This is a genomic window from Citrobacter sp. Cm046 (assembly GCF_030333065.1).
GTDB lineage: Bacteria > Pseudomonadota > Gammaproteobacteria > Enterobacterales > Enterobacteriaceae > Citrobacter > Citrobacter murliniae.
Window position 1 is genome coordinate 20,832 of sequence record NZ_JAOWGP010000032.1, and the last position, 14,028, is coordinate 34,859.

At 49.7% G+C, this 14,028-nt stretch carries 12 protein-coding genes; 11 read left to right on the forward strand and 1 reads right to left on the reverse strand.

Annotation, left to right across the window (positions count from 1 at the left end; translation table 11 throughout):
- The first annotated feature begins 216 nt into the window (after window positions 1-216).
- The 3 genes from udk to asmA all read left to right on the forward strand — a co-directional run bounded on the left by udk (window position 217) and on the right by asmA (window position 3,411).
- Complete coding sequence (gene udk, locus OGX98_RS03890) at window positions 217-858, forward strand: uridine kinase (RefSeq protein ID WP_003036776.1); 642 nt, start codon at window positions 217-219, stop codon at window positions 856-858.
- Between the two features lie 91 nt (window positions 859-949).
- Window positions 950-1,531, forward strand: coding sequence for a dCTP deaminase (gene dcd, locus OGX98_RS03895; RefSeq protein WP_045444731.1), 582 nt, complete (start codon window positions 950-952; stop codon window positions 1,529-1,531).
- Between the two features lie 26 nt (window positions 1,532-1,557).
- A complete protein-coding gene (gene asmA, locus OGX98_RS03900; protein ID WP_045444729.1) occupies window positions 1,558-3,411 on the forward strand; it encodes an outer membrane assembly protein AsmA in 1,854 nt (617 codons plus the stop codon).
- A gap of 54 nt (window positions 3,412-3,465) precedes the next feature.
- Here asmA and OGX98_RS03905 read toward each other — a convergent pair whose 3' ends face one another.
- Window positions 3,466-5,052, reverse strand: a complete 1,587-nt coding sequence (locus OGX98_RS03905; RefSeq protein ID WP_045444726.1) for a TerC family protein — start codon at window positions 5,050-5,052, stop codon at window positions 3,466-3,468.
- 653 nt (window positions 5,053-5,705) lie between these two features.
- Between OGX98_RS03905 and OGX98_RS03910 the strand changes: the two genes are divergently transcribed.
- The 8 genes from OGX98_RS03910 to wcaE all read left to right on the forward strand — a co-directional run bounded on the left by OGX98_RS03910 (window position 5,706) and on the right by wcaE (window position 14,027).
- Window positions 5,706-6,845: a polysaccharide export protein gene (locus tag OGX98_RS03910; protein ID WP_045444723.1), complete on the forward strand. Its 1,140-nt coding sequence runs from the start codon at window positions 5,706-5,708 to the stop codon at window positions 6,843-6,845.
- Window positions 6,846-6,850: 5 nt separating this feature from the next.
- Window positions 6,851-7,300 (forward strand): low molecular weight protein-tyrosine-phosphatase Wzb, encoded by a 450-nt coding sequence (gene wzb / locus OGX98_RS03915; protein WP_045444719.1) that lies wholly within the window; start codon window positions 6,851-6,853, stop codon window positions 7,298-7,300.
- Window positions 7,297-9,459 carry a tyrosine-protein kinase Wzc gene (gene wzc / locus OGX98_RS03920; RefSeq protein WP_286594846.1) on the forward strand — a complete coding sequence of 721 codons (2,163 nt, stop codon included), beginning with the start codon at window positions 7,297-7,299 and terminating at the stop codon, window positions 9,457-9,459. Before wzb ends, wzc begins: the two co-directional genes overlap by 4 nt.
- Before the next feature lie 76 nt (window positions 9,460-9,535).
- Complete coding sequence (wcaA, locus tag OGX98_RS03925; RefSeq protein ID WP_225761144.1) at window positions 9,536-10,378, forward strand: colanic acid biosynthesis glycosyltransferase WcaA; 843 nt, start codon at window positions 9,536-9,538, stop codon at window positions 10,376-10,378.
- Between the two features lie 2 nt (window positions 10,379-10,380).
- Window positions 10,381-10,869 carry a colanic acid biosynthesis acetyltransferase WcaB gene (gene wcaB / locus OGX98_RS03930; RefSeq protein ID WP_045444710.1) on the forward strand — a complete coding sequence of 163 codons (489 nt, stop codon included), beginning with the start codon at window positions 10,381-10,383 and terminating at the stop codon, window positions 10,867-10,869.
- Entirely contained in the window at window positions 10,866-12,083 is a 1,218-nt protein-coding gene (wcaC, locus tag OGX98_RS03935) for a colanic acid biosynthesis glycosyltransferase WcaC (protein WP_200012722.1), read from the forward strand. The genes wcaB and wcaC overlap by 4 nt, the downstream gene beginning before the upstream one ends.
- The gene (gene wcaD / locus OGX98_RS03940) at window positions 12,058-13,275 is read left to right on the forward strand and encodes a colanic acid polymerase WcaD (protein ID WP_286594849.1); all 1,218 of its coding nucleotides are present in this window, start codon (window positions 12,058-12,060) and stop codon (window positions 13,273-13,275) included. The genes wcaC and wcaD overlap by 26 nt, the downstream gene beginning before the upstream one ends.
- Before the next feature lie 5 nt (window positions 13,276-13,280).
- Window positions 13,281-14,027: a colanic acid biosynthesis glycosyltransferase WcaE gene (wcaE, locus tag OGX98_RS03945; RefSeq protein ID WP_286594850.1), complete on the forward strand. Its 747-nt coding sequence runs from the start codon at window positions 13,281-13,283 to the stop codon at window positions 14,025-14,027.
- Window position 14,028 lies beyond the last annotated feature (1 nt).

A 14,028-nucleotide genomic window follows, 5' to 3' on the forward strand; every position in this document is an offset into this window, starting at 1 on the left:
GCCAGCTGCTCATAAATTAACACTCCCAAGCTATTAATTCATAAGGCGGGAGAATAAATGGCGTGCCTGCTTTAAAACTGACCATTTTAATTTGCGACAGGGACAGCATTGGTGCAGCCTGGGCTGGCATCGCGCCAATGAAATCCCTATAATTGCCGCGTTTGGCGTTTCGACGCCGCCCTTCCTTACATCCAGGTTAATCAGGTCGCTAAATTTATGACTGATCAGTCTCATCAGTGCGTCATTATCGGCATTGCCGGCGCATCGGCTTCCGGCAAGAGTCTTATTGCCAGTACTCTTTATCGCGAATTGCGCGAACAAGTGGGTGACGAACATATTGGCGTTATTCCCGAAGACAGTTATTACAAAGATCAAAGCCATCTGTCGATGGAAGAACGTGTAAAAACGAATTACGATCATCCGAACGCGATGGATCACAGCCTGCTGTTTCAGCATCTTCAAACGCTTAAACGCGGGTCGGCGATTGAATTACCCGTTTACAGCTATGTTGAGCACACGCGTACGCAAGACACCATTCATATTGAACCAAAGAAAGTGATTATCCTGGAAGGCATTCTGCTGCTGACGGATGCACGTTTGCGTGACGAGATGAACTTCTCTATTTTTGTTGATACACCACTGGACATTTGCCTGATGCGTCGTATCAAACGGGACGTGAATGAGCGAGGCCGCTCCATGGATTCAGTGATGGCGCAATACCAAAAAACCGTCCGTCCGATGTTCCTGCAATTTATTGAACCTTCAAAACAATACGCCGATATCATCGTGCCGCGTGGGGGTAAAAACCGCATCGCAATTGATATTCTGAAGGCGAAAATCAGTCAGTTCTTTGAATAAGTTCAGCGAATTGTGTACCGTTCAGTGATAACCTGGTTCACCCTTAGCACGTCTGGTGTTAAGGGGTTGAAGCACGAAAGGAGAAAGTGCCATGCGTTTATGTGACCGAGATATTGAAGCCTGGTTGGATGAAGGTCGTCTGTCGATCAATCCACGCCCTCCTGTCGAGCGAATCAATGGCGCAACGGTAGATGTGCGCCTTGGAAACAAATTTCGTACGTTCCGCGGTCATACGGCACCGTATATTGATTTGAGCGGACCGAAGGATGAAGTCAGTGCCGCGCTGGATCGCGTGATGAGTGATGAAATCGTTCTCGATGATGGTGAGGCGTTTTTCCTGCACCCGGGGGAATTAGCACTGGCTGTCACTCTGGAGTCCGTTACGCTGCCATCCGATCTCGTTGGCTGGTTAGACGGACGTTCGTCACTGGCGCGTCTGGGTCTGATGGTACACGTTACTGCACACCGCATCGATCCGGGCTGGTCGGGTTGCATTGTTCTGGAATTTTACAACTCCGGGAAATTACCGTTGGCCCTGCGCCCCGGCATGCCGATTGGCGCGCTGAGTTTTGAGCCGCTTTCCGGTCCGGCTGCGCGACCTTACAATCGTCGTCAGGATGCGAAATATCGCGACCAGCAGGGCGCTGTAGCCAGCCGGATTGATAAAGACTGAGTATTTGTCAGTCCATTGGGGATAGCATGAGACGATTTCTGACGACGCTGATGATTCTTCTGGTCGTGCTGGTGGCCGGTTTTTCCGCGTTAGTACTGTTGGTTAATCCGAATGATTTCCGCGCGTACATGGTAAAGCAGGTTGCTGCGCGTAGCGGATATCAGTTGCAGTTAGATGGTCCTTTGCGCTGGCATGTATGGCCTCAGCTAAGCATCCTCTCCGGGCGCATGGTGTTAACGGCTGAAGGTGCCAGCGAACCGCTGGTACGTGCCGACAATATGCGTCTTGATGTGGCGTTGTGGCCGTTACTGAGCCATCAGCTCGATGTTAAGCAGGTGATGCTCAAAGGTGCTGTGATCCAACTGACCCCACAAACCGAAGCGGTGCGCGGAGAAGATGCGCCCGTAGCTCCGAAAGATAATACGTTTCCTGATCTGGCAGACGATCGCGGATGGTCGTTTGATATCGCTCGTCTGCGGGTTGCTGACAGCGTTCTGGTATTTCAGCATGAAGACGATGAACAGATTACGGTTCGTGACATTCACCTGAATATGGAACAGGATGCCCAGCATCGCGGTACGTTCGACTTCACCGGACGCGTGAACCGCGATCAGCGTGATCTTGCGTTATCCCTTAGCGGCACCGTAGATGCTTCTGATTATCCGCACAATCTCGCGGCTAATATTGAGCAGCTTAGCTGGCAGTTACAGGGCGCCGACCTGCCGCAGCAGGGGATTCGCGGCCAGGGGCAGCTTCAGGCTCAATGGCAGGAAGATAAAAAACAGCTCGCATTTAGCCAGATTAAGATGACGGCTAATGACAGCTCTCTGACTGGGCAGGCTATGGTCGCGCTGGCGGATAAGCCGGAATGGTCGGTCGACCTGCGATTTGGTCAGCTCAATCTCGACAACCTGATTGTGCAACAGGATGCCGCTGCTGTAACAAACGGTGGGGCGCAACAGGGACAGAGTCAATCGACGCTGGCTCGACCGGTCATCGCCTCGCAGGTTGATGCCGTATCTTATCAAGGACTGAAGGGGTTTTCTGCGGATATTACATTGCAGGCGGACAAGGTTCTCTGGCGGAAAATGGCCTTTGATAATGTTTCCGCGAAGATATCTAACGATTCCGGATTGCTGAACATTGATGAGTTACAGGGAAAAAGCAATGGTGGGATTATCTCACTTCCCGGTACGCTGGATGCCAGAAAGACTCAGCCGCGAGCGGTCTTTCATCCACGTCTGGAAAATGTAGAAATTGGGACTATCCTCAAAGCCTTTGACTATCCGATTGCGCTGACGGGCAAGCTGTCGCTGACTGGCGATTTTTCAGGTTCAGATATTGACGCTCAGGCATTTCGTCACAACTGGCAGGGGCAGGCCAGCGTCGAGATGAGTGACACGCGTATGGAAGGGATGAACTTCCAGCAACTGGTGCAGCAGGCGGTTGAGCGCAGCGGCGGTGATGTAACATCGCAGCAAGATCTGGACAATGTCACCCGGCTGGATCGTTTTGTTACCGATCTGACGCTGAGTAACGGCAAGGTTATGCTGGACGACATGGAAGGGCAGTCCGCGATGCTGGCACTTTCAGGTAAAGGCACGTTAGATCTGGTTGAACAGAACTGTGATACACAGTTTAACGTACGCGTGCTGGGCGGCTGGAATGGGGAAAGCAAACTGATTGATTTCCTGAAAGCCACTCCTATTCCGCTTAGGGTCTACGGTAAGTGGCAGGCTTTAAACTACAACCTGCAGGTAGACCAGCTTCTGCGTAAGCACATGCAGGATGAAGCGAAACGCCGGTTGAATGACTGGGCCGATCGCAATAAAGACTCCCGCAACGGCAAGGACGTTAAAAAGCTGCTCGATAAACTCTGATTTGTATTGTCGGACAAGATGTCTTAACGTCTTGTCCGACTTACAACACGTTACCTACACTTCGTAATCCATCTCTTCTTCATTATTGTGCAACGGTATTAACTGTACTTTTTGCACCCGGTGGTTTTCTACCTGCAAGGTTTTCAGCAGGTAATCACCAACCTGAACTTCCTCCCCGGTTTTTGGAATGCGTTGCAAATACTCCATTAACAGCCCGGCAATCGTGTGATACTCACGTTTATCGTCCAGTGGAATAGGAACGTATTGCACCAGGTCCTCCAGTGGCATATGTCCGTTAGCTGTCCATGACCCATCGGCATTCTTCTGAATATCATGTCGGGCGTCGATCTCTTCCACCTCATTAGGCAAGTTACCGGCGATGGTTTCCATTACGTCACTCAGTGTCACGATCCCTTCAACCGAACCAAACTCATCAGCCACAAAAGCAAAGTGCGTCCGGGCGTTACGGAACTGCTCCAGCGCTGGAAGCAACGGCAGTGTCTCCGGGAATACCAACGGCTGGCGGATCAGGACGCGTAAGTCGAGTTGCTCGCCACGTAGCGATTGTTGCAGAAGGTCAATCACATGCACCACGCCAAGCAGATCTTCCTGCTCGTCTTCTCCGGTCACAACGAGGCGCGTATGCTGGTTTTTCTCCAGTAATGCGCGGATTTCTGTTTCAGGAGCATTGAGATCGATATGCTCAATATCATGACGTGAAGTCATGATGCTGCTGACGGTACGCTGATTCAGGTTCAGTACGCGCTCGATCATCCGGCGCTCCTGCGGGGCAAAAATCTGGCCGTCGTGATGATCCGCCAGCATAGCAGAGGTTTCTGCATCCAGTTCGGCGTCTTCTTTTTGTCCACTTAGCAGGCGCATAACCGCCTCGGCAGTACGCTGGCGCAAAGTATGGTTGGCTGACAGGAAACGACGGCGGTTAAAGATAGCCAACTGGTTCAGCGCTTCTATCATGACCGAGAACCCGATAGCGGCGTACAGATAGCCTTTCGGAATATGGAAGCCAAACCCTTCTGCGACCAGGCTGAAACCGATCATCAGCAGGAAGCTAAGGCACAGGATGACGATGGTTGGATGGCTGTTTACAAAACGGGTCAACGACTTGCTGGCCAGCACCATCAGGCTAATAGCAATAATGACAGCCGCCATCATAACCGCCAGGTGATCGACCATCCCCACGGCGGTGATCACTGAGTCCAGAGAGAAAATGGCATCCAGTACCACAATTTGCGCCACGACTCCCCAGAACTTAGCGCCTTTACGCTGGGTGGGGTTATCGCTGTCTTTTCCTTCCAGTCGCTCGTTAAGCTCCATTGTGGCTTTGAACAGCAGGAAGAATCCCCCGAATAGCATAATCAGGTCACGTGCACTGAAGCTCAGATCCCGGATGCTAAATAGTGGCGTGGTCAGCGTCACCAGCCAGGATATTGACGCCAGCAGCAGCAGGCGCATGACCATCGCCAGCAACAGTCCGGTAATACGCGCCTTGTCCCGCTGGCCAGGTGGCAGTTTTTCCGCGAGGATGGCAATAAAAACGAGGTTATCAATGCCAAGAACAAGTTCTATCACGATTAGCGTGACGAGTCCGGCCCAGATCGACGGATCGGCAATCCATTCCATAGTAAAAGCTATACCCATAGTTGTATGACAATTGTCACAATTCGATCATGGATAAAGCCGACGGAAAATGCAATGGCGATAAGGGATTTCTCTGCCGTTTATATCTGGAGTGACACGAGATAATAGCCTTAAATTTACTACAGGATATAGTTTTATAAATATTAACATATTTAAGAAATATCGCAGGTTAGGTAATTGCAGAGTGATAATGTCAATATCAATAAAATCCTAAAAATATAAATTTTGCGTCCTTAATATTAATCTTAAAAGCAAGGGGACGACGAGCTGTTTTCTTGCCTGTAACACCGTTAGCTGTAACAATTCTTTCCGTAATCACCAAAAGAGAAATATTACTATATCACCCCGCAGTGCTATTTCTGCTGCATTGTTGCTATGAAATTGATGAAAATAGAGGGGCGAGAAAAATATAAATTAATCAGTGCATTGGTAGCTAAAGAAGCCAGGGGCGGTAGCGTGCCTGGTCGCCTGACGATAAGCCTGAATTAATCTGTCAACAGACTGCTGACGAATTCATTTTTTTAGGACTGATGCCGATTATATTTTCGTTTAATTAACGGCAATGTAAATGGCACAGGTGAAGACGCTATTTAGAATGCACGTGATAATTACTCTGCCAAAGTGATAAATAATCAATGATGAAATCCAAACTTAGATTAATACCAGTATTGGTATCGGTAATCTTGATCAACGGTTGTACCGTACTTCCGGGCAGCAATATGTCTACGATGGGTAAAGATGTGATCAAACAGCAGGATGCTGATTTTGATATCAATCGGATGGTGAATGTTTATCCACTAACCCCTCGACTGGTAGAGCAATTACGTCCACGACCGAATGTTGCACAACCCAATATGTCGCTGGACCAGGAGATTTCGGGGTACCAGTATCGGGTCGGCGCAGGTGATGTACTAAATGTGACCGTCTGGGATCATCCAGAACTCACAACGCCAGCGGGGCAATACCGAAGCTCAAGTGATACCGGCAACTGGGTTCAACCTGATGGCACCATGTTTTATCCCTACATTGGTAAAGTGAGCGTTGTTGGGAAAACGTTGGCAGAAATTCGTAGTGATATTACCGGGCGCCTGGCGAAGTACATTGCTGACCCGCAGGTGGACGTTAATATCGCTGCTTTCCGCTCGCAGAAGGCGTATGTCTCAGGGCAGGTTAATAAATCCGGCCAGCAGGCCATCACCAACGTTCCGTTAACTATCCTTGATGCGATTAACGCCGCCGGTGGACTGACCGAGGCGGCAGACTGGCGTAACGTTGTGCTCACCCATAGTGGGCAGGAGCAACGTATTTCCCTGCAGGCGCTGATGCAAAATGGCGATCTGAGCCAGAACCGTCTGCTCTATCCTGGCGACATTCTGTTTGTCCCACGTAATGACGATCTGAAAGTCTTCGTTATGGGGGAAGTGAAAAAACAGAGCACCCTCAAAATGGACTTCAGCGGGATGACGCTTACCGAAGCGCTGGGAAATGCGGAAGGTATCGACCTGACCACCTCCAATGCCAGCGGTATCTTCGTCATTCGACCGTTAAAAGGCGAGGGCGAACGCAGCGGCAAAATTGCCAATATCTACCAACTGGATATGTCAGATGCGACCTCTCTGGTGATGGCGACCTCTTTCCGACTTCAGCCATACGACGTGGTGTATGTCACGACCGCGCCGGTTTCTCGCTGGAACCGTTTGATCAATCAGTTGCTGCCGACTATCAGCGGTGTTCGTTACATGACGGATACGGCCAGCGACCTTCACAACTGGTAATCGCCATGTTTAACAAGATATTAGTCGTTTGCGTGGGGAACATTTGCCGCTCCCCAACGGCAGAACGGTTGTTAAGGCAATTTCATCCGGCGTTGACGGTCTCTTCCGCGGGCCTGGGCGCGTTGGTCGGCAAAGGTGCGGATCCAAAAGCCATTAGCGTGGCTCAGACACACGACCTGTCTCTTGCAAATCATAGCGCGCGTCAAATTTCGGGGCGAATGTGTCGGGAGTATGACCTGATCCTGACCATGGAAAAGCGCCACATTACAGCACTGTGTGAAATGGTGCCGGAGATGCGGGGCAAAGTGATGCTTTTTGGTCACTGGGACGGTGAGCGTGAAATCCCCGATCCCTATCGCAAAAGCCACGAAGCATTTGACTCGGTATACGCATTACTTGAACGGTCTGCCCGCCAATGGGCTAAGGCGCTGAACGCGGAGCAGGATAAACAATGACGGAAAAAATAAAACAGTCTGCCACGCCGGTAACAGGCAACGATGAAATCGATATCGGTCGCCTGGTGGGGACGGTTATAGAAGCGCGTTGGTGGGTGCTTGGCATAACCACTGCTTTTGCGCTGTGTGCTGCGATCTACACCTTGTTTGCCACCCCTATCTACAGTGCTGATGCTCTGGTGCAAATTGAGCAAAATACCGGTAACTCGCTGGTTCAGGATATTGGTTCAGCGTTATCGAACAAGCCCCCGGCTTCTGAAGCCGAAATCCAGCTTATCCAGTCGCGACTGGTATTGGGTAAAACGGTGGACGATCTCGATTTGGATATCGCCGTCACCAAAAATACGTTTCCCTTTTTCGGCGCGGGCTGGGAGCGACTCATGGGCCGCCAGAACGAAACGGTCAAAGTGACGACATTCACTTTTCCAAAGCCGATGAATGAACAGATCTTTACGCTGACCGTGCTGAATGCCAAAAGTTACCAACTGACGAGCGACGGGGGTTTTAGCGCCCGGGGGCAGGTCGGAAAGTTGTTAAACCACGATGGGGTTACGATGCAGGTCCAGGCAATTCATGCCAGCCCCGACAGCGAATTCACCATCAGTAAATTTTCCACGCTTGGGATGATCAATACCCTGCAAAATAACCTGAGCGTCACTGAAACCGGGAAAGACACCGGCGTATTGAGCCTGACATTTACCGGTGAAGACCGGGAGCAGATCCGCCAGATCCTCGACAGTATTACCCGTAACTACCTGGAACAAAACGTGGCGCGTAAATCTGAAGAGGCGGCCAAAAGCCTGGCGTTTCTGGCAAAGCAACTGCCCGAGGTGCGTAACCACCTGGATGTTGCGGAAAATAAACTGAATGCGTTTCGCCAGGATAAGGACTCAGTAGATCTTCCGCTGGAGGCGAAAGCGGTACTGGATTCGATGGTGAATATTGATGCTCAGCTGAATGAACTGACGTTCAAAGAAGCTGAAATTTCCAAACTGTTCACCAAAGCGCACCCGGCGTATCGCACGCTGCTGGAAAAACGCCAGGCGCTGGAAGATGAGAAAAGCAAACTGAACGGGCGCGTGACCGCAATGCCGAAAACGCAGCAGGAAATTGTCCGCCTGACCCGCGATGTTGAGTCTGGTCAGCAGGTTTATATGCAGTTACTGAACAAACAGCAGGAGCTGAAGATAACCGAAGCCAGTACGGTAGGTGATGTTCGTATTGTTGACCCCGCCATTGCTCAGCCTGGCGTACTGAAACCGAAAACTGCGCTGATAATTCTCGGTAGCATTATCCTTGGCCTGATGCTTTCAGTTGTTGGCGTTCTGCTGCGTTCTCTGTTTAATCGTGGGATCGAGAATCCTCAGGTGTTGGAAGAGAACGGTATCAGTGTATATGCCAGTATTCCTCTTTCTGAGTGGCAAAAAGCACGTGATAGCGTCAAAACCATTAAAGGTGTTAAGCGTTACAAACAAAGTCAGCTGTTGGCGGTGGGGAATCCGACCGACCTGGCGATAGAAGCAGTACGCAGCCTGCGTACCAGCCTGCATTTTGCCATGATGCAGGCGCGCAACAATGTGCTGATGCTTACCGGGGTCAGCCCGTCAATTGGGAAAACGTTTGTCTGCGCCAACCTGGCGGCGGTCATTAGTCAGACCCACAAACGCGTTCTGCTGATCGACTGCGATATGCGCAAAGGCTATACGCACGAACTGCTCGGGACCAATAACGTCAATGGTCTGTCCGATCTCCTCATTGGTAAGGGTGGCCTCTCGTCCTGTGCAAAACCAACCTCAATCGCGAATTTTGATCTGGTCCCGCGCGGACAGGTTCCACCGAATCCTTCAGAACTTTTGATGAGTGAACGCTTTGGCGAACTGATGGCCTGGGCAAGCTCGAACTATGATCTGGTGCTCATCGATACCCCGCCAATACTGGCAGTGACCGATGCGGCGATTGTGGGACGTCATGCCGGCACTACGCTGATGGTCGCCCGTTATGCCGTCAACACCCTGAAAGAAGTCGAAACCAGCCTGAGCCGCTTTGAACAAAACGGCATTCAGGTGAAAGGGGTGATCCTCAACTCTATCTTCCGTCGCGCCAGTGGATACCAGGATTACGGCTACTACGAATATGAGTACATGTCGGATTCGAAGTAATTAATGAACGGTGCCGGTAGGTGGCATAAACGCGCTTTATCTGGCCGACAAACGTATCTCGATCTGGGGAATGAGAATGACAACAGACAACCCGCTAATTTCAATTTATATGCCGACCTGGAACCGTCAGCAACTGGCTATCCGGGCAATTAAATCGGTGCTGCGCCAGGACTATCCTCACTGGGAGATGATCATTGTGGATGATTGTTCTTCGTCCTGGGAGCAGTTGCAGCAGTTTGTCGATGAGCTGAACGATCCACGTGTTACCTATATTCATAATGCCATTAACTCCGGGGCATGCGCGGTACGCAATCAGGCCATTATGCAGGCCAGCGGGCAATACATTACGGGGATTGATGACGACGACGAGTGGACGCCAAACCGTTTGAGCGTCTTCCTCAAATATCGCCATCAACTGGTGACTCGTGCGTTTCTCTATGCCGATGACTATGTCTGCGAAGGCGAGGTCTATTCGCAGCCAGCCAGTCTGCCGCTCTACCCAAAGTCCGTGTACTCGCGACGTAAATTCTATAAGCGCAACATTATTGGTAATCAGGTCTTTACCTGGGCCTGGCGCTTTAAAGCGTGCCTGTTCGATACAACGTTGAAAGCCGCACAGGATTACGACATTTTCCTGCGTATGGTGGTGGCGTATGGCGAGCCATGGAAGGTACAAGAGGCAACGCAAATTCTGCATGTTAATCACGGCGAGATGCGTATTACATCATCACCACGAAAATTCTCCGGTTACTTCCAGTTCTACCGCAAGCACAAAGGCAAATTTGACCGGGCCAGCAAAAAATATCAGCTGTTTACTCTCTATCAGATCCGTAACAAACGAATGAACTGGCGCACGTTGTTGACGTTACTTTCAGTGCGTAACAGCAAGCGTCTGGCCGCCGGGCTGAGAGGACGTTAAATATGCTGGAAGATTTACGTGCGAACGGCTGGAGCCTGCGTCCCTGCTGCATGGTAGGGGCGTATCGGATTGCTCATTTTTGCTCCGTGTGGCGTAAAAAAAACGTGCTGAACAACTTGTGGGCAGCACCGATATTGGTGATGTATCGCCTTATCACTGAATGTGTATTTGGCTATGAAATTCAGGCAGCAGCAACTATCGGTCGTCGTTTTACCATCCATCATGGCTATGGGGTAGTTATCAACAAACATGTAGTGGCAGGTGACGATTTTACCCTTCGCCATGGCGTTACCATCGGTAATGTTGGTGCAAAAGATATGGCCTGCCCGGTGATTGGTAACGGTGTTGAGCTGGGGGCTAATGTCATTCTGCTTGGCGCTATCACCATTGGTCATAACGTGACGATTGGCGCAGGCAGCGTTGTACTTGATGACGTTCCTGACGACGCGCTGGTGGTGGGTGAAAAAGCACGGGTTAAAGCAACGAAATGAATATATTACAGTTTAATGTCCGACTCGCAGAAGGAGGGGCAGCAGGGGTAGCTTTGGATCTGCACCTGCGCGCGCTGGATAAAGGGTTGTCGTCGCGTTTTGTGTATGGTTATGGCAAAGGCGGCAAGAGAAGTATCAGCCACGACAACTATCCACACGTGATTAAGCACACGCCACGTCTGACGTCGGCGGCGAATATTGCGCTGTTTCGTCTGGCTAACCGCGACCTGTTTGGCAATCTCGATAATTTGTACCGCACAGTTACCCGTACATCTGGTCCACTGGTGCTGCATTTTCATGTGCTGCACAGCTACTGGCTGAATCTGGAAGAGGTAGTGGCGTTTTGCCAAAAGGTGAAGTTGCATAAACCCGATATCACCTTCGTCTGGACACTACATGATCACTGGAGTGTCACCGGTCGCTGTGCCTTTACCGACGGCTGTGAGGGCTGGAAAACTGACTGTCAGAAATGCCCAACGCTGACCAACTATCCCCCAGTAAAAGTCGATAAGGCGCACCAACAACTGCCCGGCAAACGACAGATGTTTCGCGCCATGCTGGCGTTAGGCTGCCAGTTCATCTCTCCCAGTCAGCATGTAGCCGATGCGTTTAACCACCTGTACGGCGCAGGACGCTGCCGCATTATTAATAACGGGATTGATATTGCAACGGAAGCCATTCTCTCTGACCTGCCACAGGCAATGGAACATCACAGCAGGCCGAAAATTGCAGTAGTGGCTCACGACTTGCGCTATGACGGTAAAACGAACCAGCAACTGGTGCGCCAGATGGTCGCGCTGGGCGACAAGATAGAGCTACATACCTTCGGTAAGTTTTCGCCGTTTACCGGGGTGAACGTAACCAATCACGGATTTGAAACCGATAAGGGCAAGTTAATGAGTGCTCTTAATCAAATGGATGGGCTGGTATTCAGTTCCCGGGTTGATAACTATCCGTTGATTTTATGCGAAGCGCTATCTATCGGTGTGCCGGTGATCGCCACGCATAGCGAGGCAGCGCAGGAAGTGCTGGCTAAATCGGGAGGAAAAACGTTCAGCGACGCTGATGTCCTGCGACTGGTACAACTGAATAAGTCAGAAATAGCTCAGGCTGTATTCGCTACTTCGCTTGCGACGTTTAGCCAGCGTAGTCGGGCTGCATACAGCGGGCAACAGATGCTGGAGGAATATGTCTCGTTCTATCAGAATCTGTAGCTACCTGATGTTACCGCTGCTGTATCTGCTGGTTAATGTCAAACTTGCACAACTGGGAGAAAGTTTTCCCGTCACGATCGTCACTTTTTTACCGGTTCTGTTGTTGCTGTTTATTGAACGCATCAATATCAAAAAGTTGCTGATTGCGCTCGGTGTCGGTGGAGGACTGACAGCATTTAACTATCTGTTCGGTCAGTCGCTGGATGCAAGCAAATATGTCACCTCCGCGATGCTTTTTGTGTATACCGTGATCATCATTGGTATGGTGTGGAGTATTCGGTTCAAAACGATTTCGCCGCATAACTATCGGAAAATTTTACGTTCCTTTTGGCTGGTAGTAGGGCTGGTGGTGGGGCTTGCTGCGATTGAAATGACACAGATTATTCTGAGCGGTAGCAGTAGCGTAATGGAAGTTATTTCGAAATATCTTATTTACAGCAATAGTTATGTTCTGAACTTTATTAAGTTTGGTGGCAAACGTACTACCGCACTCTATTTCGAACCGGCATTTTTCGCTCTGGCCTTAATCTCAATTTGGCTCAGTATCAAACAGTTTGGTATCAAAACGCCTAAGTCCGATGCTATGATTCTGTTAGGGGTAATATTATCAGGATCGTTTTCGGGGGTGATGACATTTATCTTGTTTTATTTACTGGAGTGGGTGTTCCAGTATTTGAATAAAGATGCGATAAAAAAGAAGTTACCGTTGGCGATTATCTCACTAAGCGTGTTTCTGATTGGAGTGGTATTTGCATTTCCATACATCTCGACGCGTCTGGGAGATTTAGGTACAGAAGGTTCGTCATCGTATTATCGTATCGTCGGCCCATTGGTAATGGTTGGTTATTCTCTGCTGAATATTGATGGCGTAGTCAGATTCGGCTCACTTTATGAGTATGTTGCGTCATTCGGAATTTTTAACGGTGCGGATGTAGGTAAAACGATAGACAATGGTTTGTATTTGTTGATTATATATTTTTCATGGTTTGCCGTGATATTAGCCCTCTGGTATATGGGGACAGCCATGAAAATGATGCTGAATGCGTTTGGCGATAATCAGAATTATCGGGTGCAGCTTTATCTTTTTACGCCATTGTCGTTGTTTTTCACCGGTTCAGTATTTAGTCCGGAATACGCTTTTTTAATTGTGTGTCCGTTTATTTTGCGCAAGGCGTTGAATATCGCGAGGTAATTTACATGCTGCTCAGTATTATCACCGTCGCCTTTCGCAATTTGGAAGGGGTTATCAAAACTCACGCGTCACTGTCTCACCTGGCGCAGGCGGGAGATATCAGCTTTGAGTGGATTGTCGTTGATGGTGGCTCCACTGACGGTACGTCAGCGTATCTTGAGGATCTTAACGGAGAGCACAGGTTACGCTTTGTCAGCGAGCCGGATAACGGTATTTATGATGCGATGAATAAAGGTATTGCGCTGGCGCGCGGGCGGTTCGCTTTGTTCCTTAACTCCGGGGATGTTCTACATGCAGATGCCGCAAAGTTTGTTCGTCAGCTGAAAGCGCAAAGTGATAACGCGATGGTTATCGGTGATGCGTTACTGGATTTCGGTGATGGTAATAAAATTAAACGCCGGGCTAAACCAGGCTGGTATATCTATCACAGCTTACCGGCCAGCCATCAGGCGATTTTTTTTCCGGTTAGCGGATTGAATGTCTGGCATTATGACTTGCAATATAAAATATCCTCAGATTATGCATTGGCTGCCAAATTATATAAGTGCGGATTTTCTTTTAAAAAAATCACCGGACTGGTGTCAGAGTTCTCTATGGGCGGTGTGTCTACTACGAATAATCTGGAATTATGCCGGGATGCAAAAAAAGTGCAGCGACAGATATTACGGATGCCAGGTTTTTGGGCTGAGCTTTCCTGGTATTTACGCCTGCGAACAACCGGTAAGACAAAAACCTTATATGGTAAAACGTAGA